The 23,559-nt window shown below is 72.1% G+C and carries 23 protein-coding genes and 2 pseudogenes; 8 read left to right on the top strand and 17 right to left on the bottom strand.

Annotated features, from left to right (window positions below; genetic code table 11):
• Positions 1 to 600: 600 nt before the first annotated feature.
• The gene (locus ACFY0F_RS04900; protein ID WP_388789207.1) at positions 601 to 2,463 is read left to right on the top strand and encodes an ABC transporter ATP-binding protein; all 1,863 of its coding nucleotides are present in this window, start codon (positions 601 to 603) and stop codon (positions 2,461 to 2,463) included.
• A 6-nt stretch (positions 2,464 to 2,469) separates the two neighbouring features.
• Here ACFY0F_RS04900 and ACFY0F_RS04895 read toward each other — a convergent pair whose 3' ends face one another.
• The 4 genes and pseudogenes from ACFY0F_RS04895 to ACFY0F_RS04880 form a co-directional block, all read right to left on the bottom strand.
• Positions 2,470 to 2,646, bottom strand: coding sequence for a hypothetical protein (locus ACFY0F_RS04895; protein WP_388788895.1), 177 nt, complete (start codon positions 2,644 to 2,646; stop codon positions 2,470 to 2,472).
• Positions 2,647 to 2,881: 235 nt separating this feature from the next.
• A complete protein-coding gene (locus tag ACFY0F_RS04890) occupies positions 2,882 to 3,340 on the bottom strand; it encodes a hypothetical protein (protein WP_388788892.1) in 459 nt (152 codons plus the stop codon).
• A 164-nt stretch (positions 3,341 to 3,504) separates the two neighbouring features.
• Complete coding sequence (locus ACFY0F_RS04885) at positions 3,505 to 5,382, bottom strand: FUSC family protein (protein WP_388788889.1); 1,878 nt, start codon at positions 5,380 to 5,382, stop codon at positions 3,505 to 3,507.
• A 221-nt stretch (positions 5,383 to 5,603) separates the two neighbouring features.
• Positions 5,604 to 5,714, bottom strand: a pseudogene (locus ACFY0F_RS04880) (nucleotidyltransferase domain-containing protein); the annotation flags it as partial.
• Between the two features lie 195 nt (positions 5,715 to 5,909).
• Here ACFY0F_RS04880 and ACFY0F_RS04875 point away from each other — a divergent pair.
• Entirely contained in the window at positions 5,910 to 6,884 is a 975-nt protein-coding gene (locus ACFY0F_RS04875) for an expansin EXLX1 family cellulose-binding protein (protein WP_388788886.1), read from the top strand.
• A gap of 1 nt (position 6,885) precedes the next feature.
• Here the strand turns inward: ACFY0F_RS04875 and ACFY0F_RS04870 are convergent, their stop codons facing one another.
• Entirely contained in the window at positions 6,886 to 7,419 is a 534-nt protein-coding gene (locus ACFY0F_RS04870) for a hypothetical protein (RefSeq protein WP_388789204.1), read from the bottom strand.
• Between the two features lie 131 nt (positions 7,420 to 7,550).
• A pseudogene (locus tag ACFY0F_RS04865) lies at positions 7,551 to 7,667 on the bottom strand (glycosyl transferase); the annotation flags it as partial.
• 192 nt (positions 7,668 to 7,859) lie between these two features.
• On the opposite strand from ACFY0F_RS04865, the gene ACFY0F_RS04860 reads away from it, so the two are divergent.
• Both ACFY0F_RS04860 and ACFY0F_RS04855 read left to right on the top strand, forming a co-directional pair.
• Positions 7,860 to 8,261, top strand: a complete 402-nt coding sequence (locus ACFY0F_RS04860) for a RidA family protein (protein WP_388788884.1) — start codon at positions 7,860 to 7,862, stop codon at positions 8,259 to 8,261.
• Positions 8,258 to 8,722: a GNAT family N-acetyltransferase gene (locus tag ACFY0F_RS04855; protein ID WP_388788881.1), complete on the top strand. Its 465-nt coding sequence runs from the start codon at positions 8,258 to 8,260 to the stop codon at positions 8,720 to 8,722. Before ACFY0F_RS04860 ends, ACFY0F_RS04855 begins: the two co-directional genes overlap by 4 nt.
• Positions 8,723 to 8,778: 56 nt before the next feature.
• Here ACFY0F_RS04855 and ACFY0F_RS04850 read toward each other — a convergent pair whose 3' ends face one another.
• Complete coding sequence (locus tag ACFY0F_RS04850) at positions 8,779 to 9,474, bottom strand: uracil-DNA glycosylase (protein ID WP_388788878.1); 696 nt, start codon at positions 9,472 to 9,474, stop codon at positions 8,779 to 8,781.
• 59 nt (positions 9,475 to 9,533) lie between these two features.
• Here ACFY0F_RS04850 and ACFY0F_RS04845 point away from each other — a divergent pair, with 59 nt between their 5' ends.
• The gene (locus ACFY0F_RS04845) at positions 9,534 to 10,055 is read left to right on the top strand and encodes an RNA-binding S4 domain-containing protein (RefSeq protein ID WP_388788877.1); all 522 of its coding nucleotides are present in this window, start codon (positions 9,534 to 9,536) and stop codon (positions 10,053 to 10,055) included.
• Between the two features lie 16 nt (positions 10,056 to 10,071).
• Here the strand turns inward: ACFY0F_RS04845 and ACFY0F_RS04840 are convergent, their stop codons facing one another.
• From ACFY0F_RS04840 to ACFY0F_RS04830, 3 genes are all read right to left on the bottom strand, one after another.
• Entirely contained in the window at positions 10,072 to 10,524 is a 453-nt protein-coding gene (locus ACFY0F_RS04840) for a DoxX family protein (protein WP_388788875.1), read from the bottom strand.
• A 66-nt stretch (positions 10,525 to 10,590) separates the two neighbouring features.
• Positions 10,591 to 11,280, bottom strand: coding sequence for a class I SAM-dependent methyltransferase (locus tag ACFY0F_RS04835; protein ID WP_388788872.1), 690 nt, complete (start codon positions 11,278 to 11,280; stop codon positions 10,591 to 10,593).
• Between the two features lie 62 nt (positions 11,281 to 11,342).
• Positions 11,343 to 12,257: an acyltransferase domain-containing protein gene (locus tag ACFY0F_RS04830; RefSeq protein ID WP_388788869.1), complete on the bottom strand. Its 915-nt coding sequence runs from the start codon at positions 12,255 to 12,257 to the stop codon at positions 11,343 to 11,345.
• 68 nt (positions 12,258 to 12,325) lie between these two features.
• On the opposite strand from ACFY0F_RS04830, the gene ACFY0F_RS04825 reads away from it, so the two are divergent.
• Positions 12,326 to 12,646 (top strand): DUF6343 family protein, encoded by a 321-nt coding sequence (locus ACFY0F_RS04825; RefSeq protein ID WP_388788867.1) that lies wholly within the window; start codon positions 12,326 to 12,328, stop codon positions 12,644 to 12,646.
• Positions 12,647 to 12,668: 22 nt separating this feature from the next.
• Here the strand turns inward: ACFY0F_RS04825 and ACFY0F_RS04820 are convergent, their stop codons facing one another.
• The 4 genes from ACFY0F_RS04820 to rpsA all read right to left on the bottom strand — a co-directional run bounded on the left by ACFY0F_RS04820 (position 12,669) and on the right by rpsA (position 16,518).
• On the bottom strand, positions 12,669 to 13,049 hold the full coding sequence (locus ACFY0F_RS04820) for a tetratricopeptide repeat protein (RefSeq protein WP_388788864.1): 381 nt from the start codon (positions 13,047 to 13,049) through the stop codon (positions 12,669 to 12,671).
• 50 nt (positions 13,050 to 13,099) lie between these two features.
• Entirely contained in the window at positions 13,100 to 13,735 is a 636-nt protein-coding gene (coaE, locus tag ACFY0F_RS04815) for a dephospho-CoA kinase (protein ID WP_388788862.1), read from the bottom strand.
• 64 nt (positions 13,736 to 13,799) lie between these two features.
• A complete protein-coding gene (locus ACFY0F_RS04810) occupies positions 13,800 to 14,738 on the bottom strand; it encodes a PAC2 family protein (RefSeq protein ID WP_388788859.1) in 939 nt (312 codons plus the stop codon).
• A 286-nt stretch (positions 14,739 to 15,024) separates the two neighbouring features.
• Entirely contained in the window at positions 15,025 to 16,518 is a 1,494-nt protein-coding gene (rpsA, locus tag ACFY0F_RS04805) for a 30S ribosomal protein S1 (protein WP_031115633.1), read from the bottom strand.
• A gap of 424 nt (positions 16,519 to 16,942) precedes the next feature.
• Between rpsA and ACFY0F_RS04800 the strand changes: the two genes are divergently transcribed.
• Both ACFY0F_RS04800 and hrpB read left to right on the top strand, forming a co-directional pair.
• Positions 16,943 to 17,698, top strand: a complete 756-nt coding sequence (locus ACFY0F_RS04800) for a class I SAM-dependent methyltransferase (protein WP_388788856.1) — start codon at positions 16,943 to 16,945, stop codon at positions 17,696 to 17,698.
• Between the two features lie 4 nt (positions 17,699 to 17,702).
• Positions 17,703 to 20,237 carry an ATP-dependent helicase HrpB gene (gene hrpB, locus ACFY0F_RS04795; protein WP_388788853.1) on the top strand — a complete coding sequence of 845 codons (2,535 nt, stop codon included), beginning with the start codon at positions 17,703 to 17,705 and terminating at the stop codon, positions 20,235 to 20,237.
• Here the strand turns inward: hrpB and ACFY0F_RS04790 are convergent.
• The 3 genes from ACFY0F_RS04790 to ACFY0F_RS04780 all read right to left on the bottom strand — a co-directional run bounded on the left by ACFY0F_RS04790 (position 20,227) and on the right by ACFY0F_RS04780 (position 23,347).
• Complete coding sequence (locus ACFY0F_RS04790; protein WP_388788850.1) at positions 20,227 to 21,219, bottom strand: DUF3068 domain-containing protein; 993 nt, start codon at positions 21,217 to 21,219, stop codon at positions 20,227 to 20,229. The genes hrpB and ACFY0F_RS04790 overlap by 11 nt on opposite strands.
• A gap of 25 nt (positions 21,220 to 21,244) precedes the next feature.
• Positions 21,245 to 21,379 carry an SPW_0924 family protein gene (locus ACFY0F_RS04785; RefSeq protein ID WP_388788847.1) on the bottom strand — a complete coding sequence of 45 codons (135 nt, stop codon included), beginning with the start codon at positions 21,377 to 21,379 and terminating at the stop codon, positions 21,245 to 21,247.
• Between the two features lie 171 nt (positions 21,380 to 21,550).
• Positions 21,551 to 23,347 carry a lytic transglycosylase domain-containing protein gene (locus tag ACFY0F_RS04780; RefSeq protein ID WP_388788844.1) on the bottom strand — a complete coding sequence of 599 codons (1,797 nt, stop codon included), beginning with the start codon at positions 23,345 to 23,347 and terminating at the stop codon, positions 21,551 to 21,553.
• Positions 23,348 to 23,559 lie beyond the last annotated feature (212 nt).

Genomic DNA, 23,559 nt, shown 5'->3' with positions numbered 1-23,559 from the left:
AACCCCGCCCGGGGGGCTCCGCCCCCCCCTGAACCCCTGCGGGGCTCCGCCCCGCCGGGGAGGGCTGCGCCTCTGAACCGCCGCGGGGCTCCGGCCCGGGATCCCTGCGGGGGTCCGCCCCGCACTGCGCCGGGGGGCTGCGCCTCTGAACCGCCGCGGGGCTTTGGCCCGGGACCCCTGCGGGTCCGCCCCAGCACCCCGCCGGGAGCGCCCCTCACCCCCCGCAGGGTTACGCCCTCCGCACCCCGCCGGGGGGCTACGCCTCTGAACCCCGCAGGACTGCGGCCCGGGACCCTCGCGGGGCTTCGCCCCCGCACCCCGCCGGAGCCCCCCCTCACGTGGCCGCCTCCCCTACCCCGCTCCGATCGGCCTCGACGGCGTCGTGGTCGGACGTCGGGTGGGCTGGGAAGCAGTTCGTACGCCCGCGCGCCCCCGGTGAACCGGGTTCGCGCCCTGCCTTGTGGGCGGTCGTGCCGGGATAGTGGCCGTCGGTCATGGCCGGCTCGGGGGAGGTTGACGGTGGGGAAGAGGCGCGGCTCGGTGGGGCCCGAAGTGTCCGAGTCGGAGCGGCTGCTGTTCGGTGGGCCGTTGCGCTACGACATGGGGTGGAACCAGCACACGGACGCCTTCCTGGAGCTGGACTTCCGGGCCATGGTGACCCGGCTGCCCGGCATGCTCGCGTCCAGCTTCCGGCTGGCCCGGGAGGCGGACCGGAGCGCGGCCCGGACGGTGCTGGCCGCCGAGGCGGGCCGGGGTGTGGCCCAGGCGGTGAGCCTGCTGGCGGTGAACAGCGTGCTGGGCCGGCTGATCGGCGGCGGCCCCCTGGAGGACCGGCTGCGCGGCGCCGCCCCCGCCCTGGTCGCCATGGCCTCGGTGGCGCTGGTCACCACACTGCTCGGGGCCGCGTCGACGTACGCCACCGGCCGGCTGGAGCCGAAGGTGGAGCGGGTGGCGACCGAGCGGTATCTGGAGCGGGCGGCGGGCGTGGAACTGGCCGCCATCGAGGATCACGCGTTCCACAAGCTGCTGGACACCGCGCAGTACGGGGCCTCGTCCGCCCGCCGCATGATCATGTACGGCACTCGGGTGATCAACGCACTGATCTCGCTGGTGGCGGCGGCCGGTGTGCTCACCGTGCTCCATCCGGCTCTGCTGCCGCTGCTGATCACCATGACCCTGCCGAGCGCCTGGGGCGCGCTGACCAACGCCCGGCGTCGCTACGAGTCCTTCCACACCTGGGTGCAGCACGCCCGCGCCGGTCATCTGATCAGCGGTCTGCTCACCGAGCCGGAGGCCGCGCCGGAGATCCGTGTGCACGGTGTCGGCCCGTTCCTGCTCCGGCACTTCCGGGCGATGTCGGAGACCGCGGAGGCGGAGCAGGCGCGGCTGGCCCGGCTGGCGGCCCGTACCGGTCTGATCGCGGCGGCCTGGACGGGTCTGGCGACCGTGGCGACGTACGCGACGCTGGGCGCCCTGCTGCTGTCGGGGACGATGGCGCTGTCCGTGGCGGGCACCGCGGTGATCGCGATCCGCACCGGCTCGGCGAGCCTCGACACGCTGGTGCTGGAGGTCAACACGCTGCACGAGGAGGCGCTGTTCGTGGGCGACCTGCAGCGGCTGTACACGGAGGCGGCCGAGCGCGCCATCCCGGTCGGCGGGGAGACGCTGCCCGAGGATCCGAGTGAGGTCCGCTTCGAGAACGTCACCTTCCGCTACCCGGGCGACTCCACCCACCCCGCCCTCGACGACGTCACGCTCACCCTCCCGCTGGGCCGGATCGTGGCGCTGGTGGGTGAGAACGGCTCGGGCAAGACGACTTTGGTCAAGCTGCTCGCGGGCCTGTACAAGCCGGACCGGGGCCGGATCCTGTGGGACGGTGTCGACGCGGCGCGGGCCGACCGGCACCAACTGGCCGAGCGCATCGCGATGGTCGCGCAGGACTTCAAGCGCTGGCCGTTCACCGCGCGGGTCAACGTGGCCGTCGGCCGTTCCGCGGTGCCCCTCACCGAGGAGCGCCTGGCCGACGCGATCGACGAGGCGGGCGCGCAGGAGGTGGTCGCGGACCTGCCGCACGGTCTGGACACCCTGCTGGCCCGTCACTTCAGCGGGGGGCACCAGCTCTCCGGCGGCCAGTGGCAGCGCCTGGGGATCGCCCGGGCCGCGTACCGGCGCGGGCGGATCCTGATCGTGGACGAGCCGACCGCGGCCCTGGACGCACGGGCCGAGCTGGAGGTCTTCGACCGGATCCGGGCGCTGGCGGGCAGCGGTCAGACGGTCGTGCTGATCACCCACCGGCTGGCTTCGGTACGGCACGCGGATCTGGTGCACGTCCTCGACCAGGGTCGGCTCGTGGAGTCCGGTACCCCCGAGGAACTGCTGGCCACCGGTGGCCTCTACGCGGAGCTGTACGCGCTCCAGGCGGAGCAGTTCACGGCGAAGCTGCCCGCCCCGAAGGCGGGCTGAGCCCGCTCACTCGGCACCGACGGAACCCCGCACGATCACCAGGAACGTGTCGGTCGCCAGGTCCATGACGACCTCGGCGGGCAGCCCTTCGAGGCGCCGCGCGTGCGCGAACTCCTCGGCCGGCCACGATCCCCGCGGTCCACCGGCGGGAAAGCGTTCGAGCACCGTTCGCCCGTTCACCATCTCGCACCTCCAGAAAGCGTCATACCTGTAGGAGTAAACGCCCTGGAATGGGAAACGGCCTCGCTCAGTGACGGTACTGAGACATTGTTGACACCCGTTCACTGCGGTAGGTGAGATTCCGTTCACTGTGCGACACCAAAGGCACCGAAGGTGACGGATTCAATACGGCGAAGGACAGACGGGCGACACCCGTCCACGAGGGGTCGTGGACGGGCCGGCCGTCGAAGTGTCATCTTCAGTGGTGGTACGCCACGACCACGTGGAAGCTGTGGTCCTCCAGCGTTCCCACCGAGTTGTACGTCTGGATGAACAGGCAGTTGTTGGTGGCGTACCGGCCCACGACGGTGATCTCACCGGGCGATGACGACATGGCGTTGCCGGGCAGGCCGATGGTGGCGACGTACGTGCCGTTGGTGATCGGCGTGTTGAAGCAGACCTGATAGGTGCCGACGGCGATCCTGTACGACGACACGGCACCGGAGCTCTGCCCGGGGACGAGGCTTCCGTCGCTTCTCACGACGGCCCGGACGATCCTCTGCTCCCCGTTCTCATGGGGATCGTTCTGCCCCTTGACGGCTGTTTCCGCGGCCGTCGAGTTGCTCGTGTTCGGCGGAGCCGGGGTGGACGGGCCGGCCGAACCGAGGGCGGCCGCAGGAGAGGTGGCGAGAACCCCCGCGATCACGGATCCGGCCACCGCCGAAAGACCTCTTGCCGTCCACGTGAAGCCCTTGGACCGGCCGTCCGGACGCCGTGGGACCCTGTGTGCTGATTTCACGCTTACTCCCTTTTCGGTGAGTGTCACTCGGATCGGAATCAGCAATTCCACGGGCGCCGCGCCCGGTTTCGCAATCAATACGATTAATCACCCGTGTGGGTCACGAAATGCACCGGACGGGAGTGTGTGGACCGCAGCCCCAGCCGCTCGCGCTCTTGCTCCAGCTCGCCGACGAGCTCGGTGAGGAGGCTGATCTGGCGCGGAGTCAGGTGCCCCGTGTCGTCGAGGTGCACCGCGGACGCGGTGGTCGTGTCGACGAGCCGTTCGAGCATGGCGGCGACGGAGTCCGTGCCCTCCGTGTGCCGGGCGAGGGCCGGCAGTTCGGCGGCGGAGACGGCAATGGCGGTACGGGCCTCGGCGAGGGTGCGGTAGGCGTCACGGCGCAGGGCCCACCGTTCGGCGCGGTCGTCGGACTCGCTCAGGACATGGGCGAGGTAGGCCTGCGCGGCGTTCCCGGCCGCCGCCAGCCGCTGCCGTACGCCCGCGCCACGCGTCCCCGGCATCGGCAGATGCCCGACGATCAGCACGATCGCACAGGCCAGCAGCGTTTCCCCGATCCGGCTGACGGAGGCCTGCGGCTCCCCGCCGACCATGACGAGGGCGAGGACGAGCAGGGTGACGACGGCGGTCTGGGCGGCGAAGTGCCGGGCGGCGACGGGGACGAGCGCCCCGCAGATGGTCACGAGGGCGACGAGCCCCTCGGGCCGGGGCAGTACGGCGGCGAAGCCGGCGAAGACGAGGGCGCCCAGCACCGTTCCCGCGGCCCGGGACAGCACCCTGGAGGCGAGCGGTCCGAGGTCGGGCTTGACGAGCCACACGGCCGTGACGGGCAGCCAGTACCAGTACTGGTGCCCGTGCCAGTGCGCGGTGTGCAGGGCCTGGGCGATGGCCCCGCTCGCTCCGAAGCAGAGGGCGATCCTGAGCCCGTACTCCCGGCCGCCGCTGCCCAGGGCGGCACGCAGGAGGTCCTTGGTGGTGCGGCGCCGGGTGTGCAGCCGCTGCTGTGTGTCATCGGCCCGGTCGAAGGTCTCGGCGGCGCGCAGCAGGGCGTCGTCGAGGGCGCGCAGCGCGGGGGCGGACCGGTGGGGTGCGGGCAGCGGGCCGGTGGCGCTGTTGCCGCGTACGGCGGCGGCGAGCCGCCGGGGTCCTTCCGAGGCTCTCTCGTCCGTGGCCTCCCCGGCCCAGGCGAGGGCGGTCGCGGCCTCGGCGAGGGGCAGCGCGGCGGTGTACTGGGCGTGCAGCCGGCGTTCGGCCGCGGAGCTGGCGTGGCGGCGCAGCCGGGGCCCGGCGAGGGCGTCCTGTGCGTGGTCGAGGGCGGCGGTCAGCGCGGCGCGGCGGGCCAGGGCGGCGTCGGTCCCCACGGCGTCGAGCAGCTCGGCGATCGCGTCGTACACCCCGGCGACGGCGTCCCGCTCCCCGTCGAAGCGGAAGTCACCGGCGAGGGAGCCGGGGGTGGGCAGCGCCAGCCGTAGCACGAGCAGCCAGCCCGCCCCGGCGAGGAAGGCGAGTGCCCGCAGCCATCCCGGTTCGGGCAGCGGCATCCCGGCGCCGATGGCCGCGCCGACCAGCAGCTGTGAGCCGGCGGCGCTGGCCGCGGGCCCGACGGCGACCGCGGCGCCCGCCACCAGGCCGAGCGCGGTGAGCAGCAGGGTCAGCGGGACGGCTGCCAGGTGCTGCCCGCCGTACGTCCCACCCAGCAGCCCCGCCGACCCGGCCAGCGCGGGCACCCCGAGGCGTTTCACCGAGGCCCGCCGACTGCCCGGCCGGTCGTTGGTCCCGGCGAGCATGGCGCCGATGGCGGCGAGGATTCCGAGGGGGATCCGGCCGGTGAGCACGGCGAGGAGGAGCAGGGGGCCTGCGGCCAGCGCACCCCGCGTGACCGCGCTCCAGGGAACGGGCCCGCCCTGCGCTCGGAAGGCGTGGGCGAGCCACGGGGGCAGGGCGTGGACGACGCGGGTCACTGGGCTCCTGTGCGGACGAGGGCGGGGTGCGCCTTCGGGCGACGGTGGCCGGGCTGCTCGGTGCTTCAAGCCTAAACGTGTTCCCGGAGGGGACGGAGCGTATGTGCTTCACCCGTGTGACGGATGGCCCGGAGGACCGAGTTCTTTATGAACGCAATTCCGCGGCGCACGGAAGCGGATCGTGCCGTACCGCTCGACGGCCGTGCGCCGGAGCCTGCCCGGTAGCCGGCGGGCCTGGGCAGCTCCCCGCGCAGCACGCGGTTGACGGCCGGCCCGGCGACCACGAGGTACGTGGGAGTTCCCGCGAGGTGGATCGGCGGCAGCGGCTCCACCTCGGTGGGTGCCCTGGCACGGGAACCACCGAGAGCGACGGCCCGGACGCCGGGCAGGGCGGCGAGGACTCTCTCCTCGTACCGGATCGCCGCTGAAATCCCGGCAACCTTTGTGGCCCCTGCGACCACTGGTGAGTCGGAAGCGCATGTCCTCACGTACTACGTGAGGACTCGAAGGACTCAAAGGAGTCACCCGTGGCATCCTCACCCCATCGCCGACCCGCCCCCGGACGACGCACGGCCCTGCTCTCCGCCGTCGCCGTGGCCGCCATGGGACTTGTCGTATCCCTGGTGATGGCGTTCCGCCCGCACGGCGAGCCCCAGACGGTGCGGGCCGCGGCCACGCCCGCCGCGAGCACGCGGTCGACGAGCGTCGCGCCGAAGACGGCGAAGCTCAAGCCGAAACCGTCCAAGGCATCCAAGGGGTCCAAGACGTCCCCGACCCCGACGGCCGCCAGGACCACCCCGAAACCCGCCAGGACACCGACCGCTTCGGCGCGGCCGTCGCCCGCTCGCACCACCGTGCCGAACGCCCGGCCGGCTTCCGGCGCGGCCCCGCTGGCGGGACGGATCAAGCCCGGGGTCACCTACAGCGGTGTCGCCACCCACTACGCCGCTGGAGACGGCAACGGCGCCTGCACATACGGCCCGACGTCCGACCTGATGATCGCGGCGATGAACCACACCGACTACGAGACGGCCAAGGCGTGCGGGGCGTACATCAGCGTGCGCGCGGGCGGGGCCTCCGTCACGGTGCGGGTCACCAACGAGTGCCCCGAGTGCGCAGTCGGCCAACTGGACCTCAGCGAGCAGGCCTTCGCGAAACTCGCCGCCCTCAACGCCGGCCGCATCTCGGTCACCTGGAGCCTGCTGAGCCCCAGCACCTCCGACAAGGTCTCGATCCGCTACAAGACCGGCTCCAGCGCCAACTGGTGCGGCATCCAGGCCCTCGGCCACCGCAACCCGCTGGCCCGGCTGGAGGTCAGCACCGGCAGCGGCTGGCGCCAACTGACCCGCGAGAGCTACAACTACTTCCTCTCCGAGGACGGCACCGGCTGTGGCGGCCCGCTGCGGCTCACCGACATCTACGGCGAGCAACTGACGGTCAGCGGCATCGCCGTCCGCCCGGATGCCGTCCAGGCGACCCGCGTCCAGTTCGCCCAGCACTGACTCAGACGTAGGTCCAGCGCCACGCGCCCGAGCTGTAGCTGCACCTGATGCTGGTACCGCCGGCGGTCGTCGTCGTGGCGCCGTGGTCGCTGTTGCGGCAGTACTGGCCCGCCTGGTAGCAGTTGCCCGCGTTGGAGGTGATCGAGCAGGTGCCGGTGGCGGTGCCACCGCCGCCGCCCCTGCTGCTGCCACTGCTACCGCTGTGGCTGGTACCGGTACCCGAGACGGTCCGCGCGGTCTTCGTGACCGTGACGGTCGGGCCGGGCTTCTTCACCGTCTTCGTCTTGGTGACCGTGGGCGCGGGCGCCACCTTCGGTATGTCGGTCACGGTCGCCGTGGCCGTCACCGTGACCGTCGGCCGCGGCTTGGCGGCGGCGGCCTTCGCAGCGTTCACCTCGTCCTGCGCGCTCTGGGTGCCGCCCATGGCACCCAGAGCGAACACGACCACGCTCGCCGCCCATACGCGCTTGCGCCTGTACCAGCGCCGGGTGTCCACGGTGCGCGGAGCGGACGGCGTCGAGTACGGGTTGTTCATGTCGTCCCCCTGAGGATCTTTCAAGGGGACGACATTAACTGCATGTACACACCACGAAAAGGGGGTGTGAAGATTCGGAGATCATTCCGTGATGCTCCGTGCCCCCGGCATGTCCTCGACGAGGTCGACGGCGCGTTCATGAACCGGTCGGCGCCCTGCGGCACGGCGATCATCGGAACGCCTGCCATCAGTCCCCCGCCACAGCCGCCCATACCGGCGTGGGTGACGAAGGCGTCCGCCTGCTCCAGGTCCCGATTGTGTCCGGGGCGGCCGCTTCGAGATCGTCGATGCCATGTCCGGCCCGTGATCGTGACGCGGGTCGTCCCGAAGCACCCGTTCGACTCGAACCGCTGCTCAGCGCCCGGAAATCGGGATGCGTCGAGGGGTGGTGGCCCGGATGATCGGGTGGTTGCCCACCACCCGACCCAGGAGTCCCGCCCATGATCCGGCGCGTCACCGCCCCCGGCCTCTTCCCGCCCCCCACCTACTCGCACGCCACCGTCGTCGAGGCCGGCACGAAGCTTGCCTTCCTCGCCGGAGCGGTGCCTCTGGACGAGAAGGGGGAGGTCGTCGGGCCGGGGGATCCCGTGCGGCAGGCCGAGCAGGTGATCGGCAACCTGCGCGAGCAACTGGCGGCGGTGGGCAGCGACCTGGGGCATGTGGTGGCCACCGACGTGTACGTCGTGAGCAGTGAACCGTCCGTGCTGTCCGCCGTGTGGGAGGTGGTCGAGGCCTCCGGGCTCAGTGCGGGGCCGCACTCGTCGACCCTGATCGGGGTGGCCTGCCTGGGGTACACCGGGCAGCTCGTGGAGATCACGGCGACCGCTGTGGTGCCCGAGTGAGCGCCGGGGCGACGGTCGTGCTGCGCCGGGCGGCCGCTTCCGATGCCGCCGCCGCGGCCGATGTCTGGCTGCGGTCCTTCGCCGCCGCGCTGCCCACGGTGGTCCGGCCGCGTTCCGACGACGAGGTGCACGAGTACTTCCGGCACGTGGTCGTGCCTTTGCGGGAGACCTGGGTCGCCGAGGAGGAGGACGGTGGTGGGATCGTCGGGGTGATGGTGCTGGAGGACGAGTTGCTGTCCCAGCTCTACCTCGCCCCGGAATGGCGCGGGCGGGGCATCGGGGACCGGTTCGTCGCGCTGGCCAAGGAGCGCAGCCCGCAGGGGCTCACGTTGTGGACCTTCCAGGGCAACGCTCCGGCCCACCGGTTCTACGAGCGGCACGGTTTCGCCGCGGTGGAGTTCACCGACGGCAGCGGGAACGAGGAGCGGGAGCCGGACGTGCGGTACGTGTGGCGGCCTTGATCAGCCGGACCGGCGGCCGGGCCGGGTGACGCCCTGCCGGGGGCGGGGGGTGCGGGTCAGGCTCCCAGCCCGGCGGCCTCCGCCGCTGTCCGCAGCACCTCCCGCAGCATCTCGGGGGTGAGCCGGCCGGTGAAGGTGTTGCGCTGGCTGACGTGGAAGCAGCCGAAGAGGTCCAGCCCGTCGAGCGCGACCCGGGTGCCGTGACCGAAGGCCGGGCGGGGGCGGGGGACACTCCAGCCCGCCTCGGCGAACGCGGGCAGCGCGGCCTGCCAGCCGAAGGCGCCGAGGACGACGGCGGCCCGTAGCGTCGGCCGCAGCAGCCGCAGCTCCTGCACCAGCCAGGGCCGGCAGGTGTCCCGTTCCTCGGGGGTCGGCTTGTTGGCGGGCGGGGCGCAGTGCACGGGTGAGGTGACGCGAGCGCCGTACAGCTCAAGCCCGTCACCGGCGTGCACGGAGGTGGGCTGGGAGGCCAGGCCCACGTCGTACAGGGCCTGGTACAGCACGTCCCCGGAGCGGTCGCCGGTGAACATGCGGCCGGTGCGGTTGCCGCCGTGCGCGGCGGGCGCGAGGCCGATGATCAGCAGCCGGGCGTCGGGCGGTCCGTAACCGGGCACCGGCCGCCCCCAGTACGTCCAGTCGGCGAAGGCGGCGCGCTTGGTACGGGCCACCTCCTCCCGCCAGGCCACCAGTCGGGGGCAGGCCCGGCAGCCCGCGACGCGCCGGTCGAGCTGGTTCAGGCCGCTGATGTTCATTCCTCCACGGTAGGAAAACGTGTCCGGCTTCCCCAGACCGGCGAGCTAAGGTCGAGGACATGGCTTCCCAGGATGCGGACGAGGACACCACCCGCCACACCGGCGGCGCCGCGGGAACGGACGCACAGACCGCCGACCCGAGGATCACCGCCGCCGTGGCCGCGGCGGAGGCGGCGGGCCCGGCGGCCGGCGAGACCGTGCGCATCGACAGCTGGATCTGGGCGGTCCGGCTGATCAAGACCCGTTCCCTCGGGGCCACCGCCTGCCGCGGCGGACACGTCCATGTGAACGGCGAGCGCGTCAAGCCCGCGTACGCCGTGCGTGTCGGCGACGAGGTGCGTCTGCGGCACGAGGGCCGTGAGCGGGTCGTGATCGTCAAGCGTCTGATCCGCAAGCGGGTCGGCGCCCCCGTGGCCCAGCAGTGCTACATCGACAACTCCCCGCCGCCCCCGCCCCGCGAGGCCGTGGCCCCCCTCGTCCTGCGTGACCGCGGCACGGGCCGCCCCACCAAGCGCGACCGCCGCGAGCTGGAACGCCTGCGGGCGCTGAACGGGCTCAGGGGACGTCCCGGGGGGCAGTGACCCCCACGCGCGGGGGTCACGCTCCCGGCCGGGCCGAACGCAGCAGCCGCAGCAGCTTCGTGTTCTGCCCGCGCCGGGCCCAGGCGATCACGGCCAGCGGCACGATCAGGATCAGCGGTGTCGCCGCGTACTGACCGTCGAAGACGGTGAGTTGGACGATGAAGGCACCCACCATCAGCGCGCTCAGCGCCGTCGCCGCCAGGGATTGCAGGGCGGGAACCAACAGGGCCACGGCCCCGGCGAGTTCCAGCGCGCCGATCGTGTACATCCCCGCGCTGCCCCAGCCGATCCTGTCGAACGACCCCACGGCCGACGGGTGGGCGATGAGCTTGGGCAGCGCGCTCGCGATCCCGTAGAACAGGGCGAGCAGCACCTGCACCGTGCGCAGGGCGACCCGGGCGGCCTGCGCACGGCGAGCACGGAGGGCCCCGGAAGCGGCGGGGGCAGCAGGGGCAGTGGTCTCGGACATGGGGTTCTCCCTGGTGCAGCGGTCCCGGTTGCTGTCACCGAGGTAGACCCGCCCGAGGCCCAGAACTCATCGGCGCACCGCGCGCACCCACACTCTGTCCGGCGTCAGGTACTCCTCCACCTCCAGTCCCGCCTCCGCCAGCGCCTCCTCGAACTGCTCCTTCGTCAGCGGCCGGGACAAGAACGTCTGCGTCCACACCGCGTCCGGGAACACGTACTCCGCGCGGACCGAGTTCACGCCGTCCCCGACCGGTTCCGCCGACAGCATGCGCACCGTGAAGCCGCTGGGATCGACCCTCTCCCGCGGCAGAGCGGTGTGGTAGTCCTCGCCCTCCCGCTGGATCAGCACACAGCCGTCTTCCGCCACGTGCCGGGCGCAGGTGCGCAGCAGTCCCCGACGGACCTCCGTGTCCCCGGCGTGCACCAGGAAGGACGCGAGCATCACCACGTCGAACTTCTCGCCCAGGTCGAGATCCTCGATCGGAGTGCATATCGTCCGCGCCCCGTGGACGCGCTCCAGCATCTCGGCGGACTCGTCCACCGCCGTCACCGTGAACCCCCGCTCCAGCAGGGGGTGCGTCATCCGGCCCACCCCGCTGCCCAGTTCCAGGATGTGTGCCCCGGCGGGAACCGCCGCGGCGATGATGTCCGGTTCGTCACCGACCGGTAACCGCGAGTACAGCTCGACCGCGCAGCCGTCCGGGGTGATCGCACCGGGTCCCGTACCGTCGTATCCCTCACGCATCTCGACCGTCATGCCCGAACAACGGCCGGGCCCCGCAAGCCCGTTCCCCTCCGGCACGTGTTCACTCGTCCGAGTTATTCGGTTCGCAGCGGGAACCAACCGTGCCCGATGTACCAGTGCCCGCCGGCCCGCAGATGGTCGCCGACGGCCCGCTCGACGGCCGTCCGGCGGGGCAACCGGTCGACCGGCAGGTCCGGGTCACCGAAGACGAACTGGACGGGCTCCCGGTCGGCCGGCTCCGTGTCCTCGCGAGCGGTGCGGAACCGCTCCTGGAAGCGGACGATGTTGGAGTGCTCGGGCAGGTACCGCCGCAACTGCGGATCCAGCAGCCAGGAGTGGCAGACCGCGGTCGTGTACCGCTCCTCGGGAAAGTGCCGGGCGAAGAACTCCCGCGCCAGCGCCACCGATCGGTCGCAGGCCGCCGGGGTCAGGGGGCCGTGGAAGTCGGGTATATGGACGGCGAGGCAGGGGGCGCCCGGTGCCGCCCGCTCTCCGGCCGCGGCCGGCCCCTGAGCGGTGCGCTCCCCGAGCACCGCCCGCTCGAACTGCAGACGCCCCAGCTGGTACAGCTCACCGCGGAAGTGGTGGGCGAGCCAGCGCGGGGACTCCAGCCCTGCCTCGCCGTGCCGCCTGCGGTGGACGGCGAGGTGACGGCCGAGGTCGGCGAGGGTGTGCCGGGAGACGTCGGCCGGGATGCCGCGCTCACGGTGGTACGCGCGCGTGTGCGGCAGCGCGGCGAGGAACACGTACACGGGGAAGCACCGCGCCAGGGCGGCCGGGGCGGCGGCGATCCGCTCGTCGAGTCCGGACGGTGTGATGCCGACCCGCCCGATGTCCCGGACCAGCTCCGCCACGCACTCCGCGAGGAGCCGCAGCACGCCCGGGTCCGCCGTCACCGCGCGCCGCAGTCTTACGAGTTCGTTGATGTCCTCGTGCGGTACGGCGAGGTCGAGGAGCAGCTCGGGCAGGTCGTCGGCGTCCGGCAGCACGGTGCGGTCCCCCCTTGGGTGAAGGTCCTCGTGGAAGGGTACGTGGCCAGGGAGGAGCGTGAACGGTCATGCGTACGGGCAGTGAGCCGGCGACCGCGCGCAGTGCGCTGCGGATGCGGTTGTGGCTGAGCGTGTGGGGGCTGGTCTGGACGGTCTTCGGCACGGCGGCGTTCGCGCTCGCCGGGCGCCCCGGGTGGGCGGCGGCGTGCGGGGTGCTGTGGCTGGTGGTCACCGTCGACCTATTCATGATCATCCGGCATATCCGGCAGGGTCCGCACTACCAGCCGGGCCGGGACATACCGCCGTACCGCCCGCCGGAGGACCACTCGGCCCGTCGCCCGCCGGAGCGCCGCCCGACGTTCCGGCCGCGTCGGCACCGGCATCCGTGACCGGCGGCGAGCAGCCCGCGGGTCAGGAGTCGAAGCGCGCCGCCTTCAGATAATCCGGGTTGGGGTCCAGCGCGGCCGCCAGCCGGAAGTGGCGCTTGGCCTGGTCGGGCCGTCCCTGGCGCTCATAGGTGCGGGCCAGCGCGAAGTGCGCGAAGGCGTTGTCCGGCTCGCGCTCCAGCACGACGGTGAATTCCAGCTCCGCGGGCCGCAGTTGCGCGGCGGCGAAGAAGGCACGGGCCCGCAGCAGCCGCGCGGCCGTGTTCTCCGGGTGCGCGGCGATCACTCCGTCGAGCAGCTTCACCGCGCCCTGCGGGTCCCGTGCGTTGAGCAACTGCTCGGCGGCACGGAAGTCGATGACATGCGTCTCCGGGGTACGTCCGGTGGAACCGCTGGTCTCGGGCACGGCAGAGTCCTTCCCTCACTGGAGGGGTTCAACGCCCACTTCGGGAGCCGCTATTCCTGGGACGGCGCTCCGGCGTCGTCCCCGCTCGGCGCGTGCGCCCGGCCCACCAGGTCGTCCCACACCTCGCGCACCCGTTGGCGCAGCACCGGAAGTGGTACGTCGTTGTCGATCACGATGTCCGCGATCTCCAGGCGCTTCTCCCGGGTCGCCTGTGCGGCCATGCGCGCGCGTGCGTCCTGTTCGCTCATGCCGCGCAGCCGGACCAGCCGGTCGAGCTGGGTCTGGGGGCCGGCGTCGACGACGACCACGACGTCGTACAGCGGGGCGAGGCCGTTCTCCGCGAGGAGGGGGACGTCGTGGACGACGACGGCGTCCTCGGCCGCCGCGTCCTCCAGTTCGCGGGAGCGGGCGCCCACCAGGGGGTGCACGATCGAGTTCAGCACGGCCAGCTTCTCCTGGTCGGCGAAGACGATCGAACCCAGCTTGGGCCGGTCCAGGCTGCCGTCCTCGGCGAGCACCTCGTCGCCGAAGGCCTCGACGACGGCCGCGAGGCCCTCGGTACCCGGCGCGACGACCTCGCGCGCGATGCGGTCCGCGTCGATCAGCACGGCGCCGTGCTCGACGAGCAACCGCGACACCTCGCTCTTGCCGGCGCCGATCCCACCGGTCAGGCCCACTGTCAGCATGAGCGGAAGCTTAGGGCCTGCCCCTGACACACCGCCCGGCGGGCGGTCTGTCAGGGGCAGGGCGTCAGTTGTCGCCCTCGCGCTCCGCCAGGAAACGTTCGAACTCGCGGCCGATCTCGTCGGCCGAGGGGATGTCGGCCGGTTCGGCGAGCATGTTGCCGCGCGTCTCGGCACCCGCCGCGGCGTCGTACTGGTGCTCGAGACCCTGGACGAGGGCGGTGAGCTCCTCGTCGCCCTCGCGGATCTGCCGGTCGATCTCGGTCTGGGTCCGGTGGGCGTCCGTACGCAGGGCATGGGCGATGCCGGGCAGGACCAGGCCGGTCGCGGCCGTGATGGCCTCCAGGACGGTCAGGGCCGCGTCCGGGTACGGGGAGCGCGCGATGTAGTGCGGGACGTGCGCGGCGACGCCCAGGACGTCGTGGCCCTCCTGCATGAGGCGGTACTCGACGAGCGCCTCGGCGCTGCCGGGTACCTGGGCCTCGTCGAAGGGGCTGCGGTGGCCCGGGACGAGGTCGGTGCGGTTGCCGTGCGGGGTGAGACCGACGGGCCGGGTGTGCGGGACGCCCATGGGGATGCCGTGGAAGTTCACGGACAGGCGGACGCCGAGCCGCTCCACGATCTGCCGCACGGCCGCGGCGAACCGCTCCCACTCCACGTCCGGCTCCGGGCCGGACAGCAGCAGGAAGGGCGCACCGGTGGTGTCCTGGACGAGCCGGACCTCGATGCCGGGCTCCTCGTACTCGGTCCAGCGGTCGCGCTTGAAGGTCAGCAGCGGGCGGCGCGCGCGGTAGTCCACGAGCCGGTCGTGGTCGAAGCGGGCGACCAGCTGATGGGGCAGTGTGTCCAGGAGCCGGTCGACGATCTGGTCACCGGTGTCCCCCGCGTCGATGTATCCGTCGAAGTGGTAGAGCATGACAAGCCCGGCCGACTCCTGGGCCAGCGCCATGTCGACGACGGCCAGCCCCTTCGGCTCCCACGCGTACAAACCCTGCGGATCAAGCACAGTGACCGCCCCTCCTCGTTGTCCATCATGGACAACGTGCCCTGGAGCGTGGGCATTCCCGCGGCACGGCCATGATCAGATTTCGCTGCCATCCCGGCAGGGGCCGCGGCGACCCCTTGGGGGCGCGGGACGGTGACACTTTGCGGCTCCGCCGCGTGGGCGCGACCAGCCGTAGGCAACCGGCAGACGAACGACGATCGGCAGGCCCGAAAAACGGCTGAGGGGCCGCACCTCGAAAGGTACGGCCCCTCAGAACCAGCTATCGGCTAAGCCTCAGCGGCAGCGTTCAGCTCTGGCCGCCCGCCAGCTTCTCGCGCAGCGCGGCGAGCGCCTCGTCCGAGGCCAGCGCGCCGGAGTTGTCCGGGCCCTCGGAGGAGTACGAACCGCCACCGGACGCGGCCGGAGCAGCGGCCTCGCCGCCCTCGGCAGCCGCCTGGGCGTCCGCCTCGCGGGACTTGATGACCTGCGCCTGGTGCTGCTCGAAGCGCTGCTGCGCCTCGGCGTACTGGCGCTCCCACTCCTCGCGCTGCTTCTCGTAGCCCTCGAGCCAGTCGTTGGTCTCGGGGTCGAAGCCCTCGGGGTAGATGTAGTTGCCCTGGTCGTCGTACGAGGCAGCCATGCCGTACAGGGTCGGGTCGAACTCGACCGCGGCCGGGTCGGCACCGAAGGACTCGTTGGCCTGCTTCAGCGAGAGGCTGATGCGACGGCGCTCGAGGTCGATGTCGATGACCTTGACGAAGATCTCGTCGTTGACCTGGACGACCTGCTCCGGGATCTCCACGTGGCGCTCGGCCAGCTCGGAGATGTGGACCAGACCCTCGATGCCCTCGTCCACGCGGACGAACGCACCGAACGGAACCAGCTTCGTGACCTTGCCGGGCACGACCTGGCCGATCTGGTGGGTGCGGGCGAACTGCTGCCACGGGTCTTCCTGGGTCGCCTTCAGCGACAGGGAGACACGCTCGCGGTCCATGTCGACGTCGAGGACCTCGACCGTGACCTCCTGGCCGACCTCGACGACCTCGGAGGGGTGGTCGATGTGCTTCCAGGACAGCTCGGAGACGTGGACCAGACCGTCGACGCCACCCAGGTCCACGAAGGCACCGAAGTTGACGATCGAGGAGACCACACCGGAGCGGACCTGACCCTTCTGCAGGGTCGTGAGGAACGTCTGGCGGACCTCGGACTGGGTCTGCTCCAGCCAGGCACGGCGGGACAGGACCACGTTGTTGCGGTTCTTGTCCAGCTCGATGATCTTGGCTTCGAGCTCCTTGCCCACGTAGGGCTGGAGGTCGCGAACACGGCGCATCTCGACCAGGGAGGCCGGGAGGAAGCCGCGGAGGCCGATGTCGAGGATGAGACCACCCTTGACGACCTCGATGACGGTACCGGTGACGATGCCGTCCTCTTCCTTGATCTTCTCGATGGTGCCCCAGGCACGCTCGTACTGGGCGCGCTTCTTCGAGAGGATCAGGCGGCCTTCCTTGTCCTCCTTCTGGAGGACCAGGGCCTCGATCTCGTCACCGACGGCGACGACCTCGTTCGGGTCGACGTCGTGCTTGATCGAGAGCTCGCGGCTCGGGATGACACCTTCGGTCTTGTAACCGATGTCGAGCAGGACCTCGTCCCGGTCGACCTTCACGATGACGCCGTCGACGATGTCGCCGTCGTTGAAGTACTTGATCGTCTCGTCGATCGCGGCGAGGAAGGCTTCCTCGTTACCGATGTCGTTGACCGCTACCTGCGGGGTGGTGGCGGTGGTCTCGGTGCTGCTCGTCATGTGGGAAAGGGCTCCGGTACGGACATTGAAGTCGTAGGTACTGCTTACGCCGGGAGCCCGTTTCGCTCTGCAGAAGCCGGACAGCCAAGGAAGCGCCCCACCAGGATCGGTGATGGCGCCTCGACAACCGAGGGGACATACAACAGATGCGAGCGCAGCCTGCTACGTCTGAGGTGCGCAGGCCCGCAGCGCAACTTGTAGCATACGGGGGCAGCCGGACAGGGTCAATGCGCGAAGCCGCACACCCGGGGCGGATCGCCGCATACCCGGCACAAGAATCGTCCCACGAGGCCAAACGGGCCTTCCGGGACCTCTTTCCAGGACACCGTTCCGACCGGTTGGACGGAAGAGTACGACGAGGGAGCCGATCATCCAAGAGCCCGAACCGTTCGAACCGGAAGCCACCCGGCGCGACGCCGATGTGATGGAGAGCTCCCGGGCCAACCGGGGCTGGTGGGACCGGAACGCGGACGACTATCAGATCGAACACGGCACGTTCCTCGGCGACGACCGCTTCGTGTGGGGCCCCGAGGGCCTGGACGAGGTGGAGGCGGAGCTGCTCGGTCCGCCCGAGGACCTCAAGGGCAAGGACGTCCTGGAGATCGGCGCGGGCGCCGCCCAGTGCTCGCGCTGGCTGGCCGCCCAAGGCGCCCGCCCGGTGGCCCTGGACCTCTCCCACCGCCAGCTGCAGCACGCGCTGCGCATCGGCGGATCGTTTCCCCTGGTGTGCGCGGACGCCGGCGCGCTGCCCTTCGCGGACGGTTCCTTCGACCTGGCGTGCTCGGCGTACGGGGCGCTGCCCTTCGTCGCCGACCCGCGGTTGGTCCTGCGGGAGGTCCGCCGGGTGCTGCGGCCTGGCGGGCGGTTCGTGTTCTCCGTGACGCACCCGATCCGCTGGGCCTTCCCGGACGAGCCCGGGCCCGAGGGGCTGTCGGTGTCCGCCTCCTATTTCGACCGCACGCCATATGTCGAACAGGACGACGAGGGCCGGGCGGTGTACGTCGAGCATCACCGGACGCTCGGCGACCGGGTCAGGGACATCGCGTCGTCGGGCTTCCGGCTGGTGGACCTGGTCGAGCCGGAGTGGCCGGCCTGGAACACCTCCGAGTGGGGCGGGTGGTCGCCGCTGCGGGGCAGCCTGATCCCGGGGACGGCGATCTTCGTGTGCGTACGAGACTGAGCGTGTGATCCGTTACGACGCCCTGGACGCCCTCCCCGTACGCAGCGCCCTGCCCGCGCTGAACGACGCCCTGGAGACAAACGGCACCGCCGTCCTCGGGGCGCCGCCCGGCACCGGCAAGACGACGCTGGTGCCGCTCGCGCTGGCCGGGCTGCTCGGGGAGGGACCCGCGCGGCGGGTGGTCGTGGCCGAGCCGCGGCGGATCGCGGCGCGGGCCGCGGCGCGGCGGATGGCCTGGCTGCTGGGCGAGCAGGCCGGCGACAGCGTCGGCTACACGGTGCGCGGCGAGCGGGTCGTGAGGCGGCACGCGCGCGTGGAGGTCGTCACGACCGGTGTACTGCTGCAGCGGCTGCAGCGGGACCAGGAGTTGAGCGGTGTCGACGTGGTCCTGCTCGACGAGTGCCACGAGCGGCACCTGGACGCGGACACGGCGGCCGCGTTCCTGTGGGACGTACGGGAGACCCTGCGGCCGGATCTGGGCCTCGTGGCCGCGTCGGCGACCACGGACTGGGCTCAGTGGGCGCGGCTGCTGGGCGGGGCGCCCGTGATCGAGGCGCGGGGTTCGGCGCACGCGGTCGGCACCGTGTACGCGCCCCCGGCACGTCCGGTGCGGCCGTCGCACGGCACGTGGGTCGATCCGGCACTGCTCGCGCACGTGGCGTCGGTGGTCCGCCGGGCGCTGGCCGAGTGCTCCGGGGACGTGCTGTGCTTCCTGCCGGGTGTGGGCGAGATCGCCCGGGTCGCCGGGCTGCTGGGGGACCTGGGCGAGGTGGCCGGCGTGGACGTGCTCCAGGTGCACGGGAGGGCGCCGGCGGCGGTGCAGGACGCGGTGCTGCTGCCGGGGCGGCGGCGCCGGGTGGTGCTGGCCACCTCCGTCGCGGAGTCGTCGCTGACGGTTCCCGGGGTCCGGGTGGTCGTCGACTCCGGGCTGGCGCGGGAGCCGCGCGTGGACCACGCGCGCGGGCTGAGCGCACTCACGACGGTACGGGCGTCGCAGGCCGCCGGGCGGCAGCGGGCGGGGCGGGCCGGGCGTGAGGCGCCGGGGATTGTGTACCGGTGCTGGGGCGAGGCCGAGGACGGGCGCCTGCCGCGGTTTCCGTCGCCGGAGATCAAGGTGGCCGACCTGACCGCCTTCGCCCTGCAGACGGCCTGCTGGGGTGATCCGGACGCCTCCGGGCTGGCGCTGCTGGATCCGCCTCCGGGCGGGGCGATGGCCGCGGCGCGCTCGGCGCTGGCCGCCGTCGGGGCGGTCGACTCCGCCGGGCGTGCCACGGAGCGGGGGGTGCGGTTGGCCCGGCTGGGGTTGCACCCCCGGCTGGGCAGGGCGTTGCTGGACGCCTCCGGCGGTGCCGAGACCGTGGCGCTGCTGAGTGAAGAGGCGCCCAGGGATTACGGGGACGATCTGGCCGGTGCGTTGCGGAGTGCCCGGCGCGGGGGTGACGCCTACGCCAAGCGGTGGGCTGTCGAGGTTCGGCGGCTGCGGGCCGTCGTCTCCGAGGGGGGTTCCCCTCCACCCGCCCGTGGCTCCCGATCGGAAGTGGACGTCGAGACCGGAGCTCGCACCGGCGACGACCAGGTCGCCGGGCTCGTCGCCGCGCTCGCCTTCCCGGAGCGGATCGCGAAGCTCGACGGCGGGTCGTACCTCATGGTCTCCGGGACGCGGGCCGAGCTTGCCGACGGGTCCGCGCTGAGCGGGGTGCCCTGGATCGCCGTCGCCGTGGCCGACCGGCCGCTCGGCAAGGGGCACGCGCGCGTGCGGCTCGGCGCCGCGGTGGACGAGGGGCTCGCGCGGGCCGCGGCCGGTGCGCTGTACGAGGAGCGTGACGAGGTGCGCTGGGCGGACGGCGACGTGGTCGCGCGCCGGGTGGAGCGGCTCGGGGCCGTCGAGTTGGGGGTACGGCCCCTGAAGGAGGTCGATTCCGGCCTCGTACGGGAGGCGCTGCTGGAAGGGCTGCGGCAGGAGGGGTTCGGGCTGCTGCGATGGTCGGCCGAGGCCGTCGGCCTGCGGCAGCGGCTGGCCTTCCTGCGGCTGCGGGTCGGCGAGCCCTGGCCGGACGTGTCCGACGAGGCGCTGCACGCGCGCGTGGACGAGTGGCTGGAGCCCGAGCTCGGCCGGGCCCGGCGCCGCGCCGACCTGGCCCGGATCGACGCCGGGGAGGCGCTCGGGCGGCTGTTGCCCTGGTCCTCCGGGCAGGCCGCGCGGCTCGACGAACTCGCCCCCGAACGGATCACCGTACCGAGCGGGTCACGGATCCGGATCGACTACGGCAACCCGGAGCAGCCCGTCCTCGCCGTGAAGCTGCAGGAGATGTTCGGGCTGCAGGAGTCGCCCGCTGTGGCGGGGGTGCCGCTGCTCGTCCATCTCCTCTCCCCCGCCGGGCGACCCGCCGCCGTCACCGCCGACCTCGCGTCCTTCTGGAGGGACGGCTACAAGGGCGTACGGGCGGAGCTGCGTGGGCGGTATCCGAAGCATCCGTGGCCCGAGGACCCGGCCGGCGCCGAACCGACGCGGCACACCAACGCCCGGCTCAGGCGCTGACCGGCTCCGGTGCGGCGGTCCGGGAGGGCGCCGGGTCCGACGGCCCGCGGCCGCGGGCCTCCAGGTACAGGGAGAGCGCCAGCAGCAGGATCCCGAGGATCAGCAGGCCCCGGGGCAGGTAGGACGTCAGCAGCAGGACGATCGTGCGGTTGTGCTTGACCAGGGCCACGGTGTGCTCGGTGTAGTCCTCGCGCATCTTCACGTCCCCCGCGAACGCCGTCACCTTGGCGCGCCCGCCGAGCAGGGTGCCGCCGCGCAGTTCCTCCTTGTGGATCTCCTCGCCGTAGACGGGGGCGCCGGTGACGGGCTCCACCCAGAACCTGCGGACGGTGGTGTACCAGCGGGTCGTGCCGGTCTTGGCGATCGACTCGGGGGTGATGCCCTTGACCGGCATGGTCCTGGGCATCTTCACCCTGGTCCAGGGGACGTCCTGCTCGAAGTAGTAGACCTTCAGGCCGCGGAAGTCCTGGGTGCCCTTGTAGTGGATGGGGTCGGTGGTGCGGGTCTGCGCGTCGAAGTACTCGTAGTCCCGCTTCTGCGTGAGGAAGGGCCACTTGAACTCGATGCCGTCCCGCCTGACGGGGTCGCCGTCGACCATCTCACCGGTGGCGTGGACGGGTTCCTGGGAGTGCGCGTCGAAGATGTAGCGTTCGGGCACTTTGGAGACCATCTTGCCGTCGGGGCCCTGCACGTAGGACAGGCCGTCCCAGACGACGACGTCCCGCCCCGCCGTCTCCTCTATCCTCCGGGCGGCCTCGACGTCGCCCTTGAGGGTCTGCACGATGGTGACCTTGGGGACCTTCTTGGCCTTCATCGTGCCGTAGTCGAGGAGTGTGGCGCCCTTCGCCTCCAGGACCATGGTCTCGTACTGGTTCGCGGGGATCTTGGCCAGGCGCGGGAAGGCGTACCAGCGCAGCAGCGGGGACAGCGCCGCGAAGAACACGGCGAGGGCGAGCAGGATCAGACTGGCCGTGCGGCGCATGTCGGCCTCCCTCACGGGCGGGCGGTCACGGGTGCGGGGGCACCGTGGTGAGCAGCGGTTCCGGTGACGTGCGCCCGGCCGGGGAGCCCATCGCTCCGATCGCGAGGACCAGGAGGAGCGCGAGGGCGAAACCGGTCGCGGCGGCGATCAGGGCACGCATGGGGGAACCCTCCCGGACCGTCCGGAACTGATACATCGTCAGGTCCGGGCACCGTAGCAACGGGAGGGCGAGATGAGAACAGTCGCGCACAGCCGACGAGGGCGCCCGCTCCGCCGGTGCGGAGGGGGCGCCCTCGTCGGGTGCGGCGGGTCCCTGCGGGCCCTGTGGTCGCTATGCCGTGGGGCTCGGGGACGCGGAGGTGGTCCCGGTGCCGCTCGGTGACGGGCTCGTCGAGGGGTCCGCCGCGGTGACCTTCAGTTCGACGGTCAGCGTCGCGCCGCCGGTCGTCGTGATGCGGAGCAGGAAGGTGCCCGTGGTGTCGTCCGCGTACAGCTTCGGCAGCTTCAGCAGGCCGTCGCCGTCCGTCTCCAGGCCCGTCAGGGTGCGTACGGCGTTGCCGTCGGCGTCCTTGAAGTAGGGGCCCTTGTCGTTCGCGGTGGCGTCGTCGGCGGACTTGATCAGGGTGGCGGTGGCGGCGACCTTGTCGGCGACGGCGCCCTTGTAGGTGGCCTTCACCTCCACCTGGTCGGCGAACTCACCGCCCGGCGTGCAGGTCAACGCCGTGTCGCTGGTGCGGGCGAGGGTGTCGGCCGCCCGCGCCGTGACGGTCGCCTTGTAGTCGAGGCCGCTGACCGCGCGGCCCAGGACGGTGGCGCGGATGGTGAAGTCGCCGGTCTTCTCGCCCGCGTGGAGGGCGGGGGCCACGGCGGTGCCGGTGCTGTTGGTGATGACCGTGGCGACCTTCTCGCCGCCGGTGAAGGCGGTATCCGTGTCTCCGACGACGGTGAACCGGATCCTGACCTTGGCGACGGCCTTGCCTGCCTTCGTCTCGGCGCGGGTGCTGATGCGCTGGGTGAAGGCGTCCCCGGCCATGGTGGTGAGCTTGGCGGTGCCCGCGTCCTCCAGGTGGTCCACCGTGTCGGTGGGGGTGGGGGGCGTGCTCGGCGGCGTGTTCGGGGGCGTGTTGGGCGGCGTGTTCGGCGGGGTCGGGCCGGGGGCGGGCTCGGTGGGTTTGCCGTCGCCCGGGTCGTTCGGCTTCGGGCTCGGCGTCGACCTGTGCGGGTGTGTCGGCTTGTGCGGGTGCGTCGGGGACGGGCCGGTCCTCGGCGTGTCGTCGTCGCTGCGGTGCGAGGGCACCGAACCGGAGCCGTCGGGGATGGAGTGGGTGCCCTTGCGGTAGTACTCCAGCCACGACAGGACCGTGTCGAGGTAGTCCTGCGAGTTGTTGTAGCTGAGGATCGCGCTGTGCAGACCGGCCTGGGTGGACATGTCCCAGTCGTTGCGGCACAGGTAGTGCCCGGCGGCGAGCGCGGCGTCGTAGACGTTGTTGGGGTCCTTCACACCGTCACCGTTGCCGTCGCGGCCCGCCCAGGCCCATGTCGACGGGATGAACTGCATGGGACCGACGGCCTGGTCGTAGGAGCTGTTGCCGTCGTACTCGCCGTGGTCGGTGTCCTTGATGAGCGCGAAGCCGTTGCCGTCGAGCTGCGGGCCCAGGATCCGGCCGATGGTGGTGCCGTTCGCGTCGACGCGGCCGCCCCGCGCCTGCCCCGACTCGACCTTGCCGATGGCGGCGAGGAGCTGCCAGGGCATGTTGCATCCGGGTTTGGAGCCGCGCAGTTCGTCCGCGGCCTTCTTGTAGGCGTCGAGGACGGTCGCGGGTATGCCCGCTTCGGTCCCGCCCGGCGAGGTGGGCGTGCCGGTGGTCGGCGACGGGCTGGGGTTGGGGCTGTGCAGCGGCGGCAGGTCCGTGTAGTACGGCGAGTCACCGGTGGCGTCGCCCCCGGACGCGGCGCTGCTCCCGGACGTGGCGTCCGGCGCGGAGGTGGCGCCGGCGGCTGCCTGTCTGTCCTGGTTCTCGGCCGTCACTCCTGGAGCCTGGGACGCGGACAGAGCCGCGACCGCCACCGCGGCCACGGCGGTGGTCGCCGCCCCTTTGCGCAGCCGACTGCCGAAATGCGCCGCCATAGAGTGAACCCTCCCGTGGACGCCGGAGCGCCCGTCTCAAGTCTTTCCGCTCTTTCCACTCGCCCGTTGTGACGGTCGACCCGTGACTGTGGTTGCCCCCGTTGCGTTTTTCCACTCGTGCCGTGATGTGCCGCACCGTGCGTCCCGGCACGGTGACCCAGGTGACCCTACGACAACTTCCTTTCAGGGGGCACCCGGTCGTGCCCGGTTTT

Source organism: Streptomyces sp. NPDC001544 (assembly GCF_042894285.1).
Taxonomy (GTDB): domain Bacteria; phylum Actinomycetota; class Actinomycetes; order Streptomycetales; family Streptomycetaceae; genus Streptomyces.
This window is presented reverse-complemented; position numbering and strand designations above follow the sequence as displayed.

Excerpts from the sequence above, each read along its gene's own strand:
- coaE (WP_388788862.1), bottom strand. The coding sequence starts at position 13,735 with ATGCTGACAGTGGGCCTGACCGGTGGGATCGGCGCCGGCAAGAGCGAG.
- ACFY0F_RS04870 (WP_388789204.1), bottom strand. The coding sequence starts at position 7,419 with ATGAACAACCCGTACTCGACGCCGTCCGCTCCGCGCACCGTGGACACC.
- ACFY0F_RS04860 (WP_388788884.1), top strand. The coding sequence starts at position 7,860 with ATGATCCGGCGCGTCACCGCCCCCGGCCTCTTCCCGCCCCCCACCTAC.
- rpsA (WP_031115633.1), bottom strand. The coding sequence starts at position 16,518 with ATGACGAGCAGCACCGAGACCACCGCCACCACCCCGCAGGTAGCGGTC.
- ACFY0F_RS04895 (WP_388788895.1), bottom strand. The coding sequence starts at position 2,646 with ATGGTGAACGGGCGAACGGTGCTCGAACGCTTTCCCGCCGGTGGACCG.
- ACFY0F_RS04845 (WP_388788877.1), top strand. The coding sequence starts at position 9,534 with ATGGCTTCCCAGGATGCGGACGAGGACACCACCCGCCACACCGGCGGC.
- ACFY0F_RS04840 (WP_388788875.1), bottom strand. The coding sequence starts at position 10,524 with ATGTCCGAGACCACTGCCCCTGCTGCCCCCGCCGCTTCCGGGGCCCTC.
- ACFY0F_RS04825 (WP_388788867.1), top strand. The coding sequence starts at position 12,326 with ATGCGTACGGGCAGTGAGCCGGCGACCGCGCGCAGTGCGCTGCGGATG.
- ACFY0F_RS04780 (WP_388788844.1), bottom strand. The coding sequence starts at position 23,347 with ATGGCGGCGCATTTCGGCAGTCGGCTGCGCAAAGGGGCGGCGACCACC.
- ACFY0F_RS04785 (WP_388788847.1), bottom strand. The coding sequence starts at position 21,379 with ATGCGTGCCCTGATCGCCGCCGCGACCGGTTTCGCCCTCGCGCTCCTC.
- ACFY0F_RS04850 (WP_388788878.1), bottom strand. The coding sequence starts at position 9,474 with ATGAACATCAGCGGCCTGAACCAGCTCGACCGGCGCGTCGCGGGCTGC.
- ACFY0F_RS04790 (WP_388788850.1), bottom strand. The coding sequence starts at position 21,219 with ATGCGCCGCACGGCCAGTCTGATCCTGCTCGCCCTCGCCGTGTTCTTC.
- ACFY0F_RS04835 (WP_388788872.1), bottom strand. The coding sequence starts at position 11,280 with ATGACGGTCGAGATGCGTGAGGGATACGACGGTACGGGACCCGGTGCG.
- ACFY0F_RS04900 (WP_388789207.1), top strand. The coding sequence starts at position 601 with ATGGGGTGGAACCAGCACACGGACGCCTTCCTGGAGCTGGACTTCCGG.
- ACFY0F_RS04800 (WP_388788856.1), top strand. The coding sequence starts at position 16,943 with ATGGAGAGCTCCCGGGCCAACCGGGGCTGGTGGGACCGGAACGCGGAC.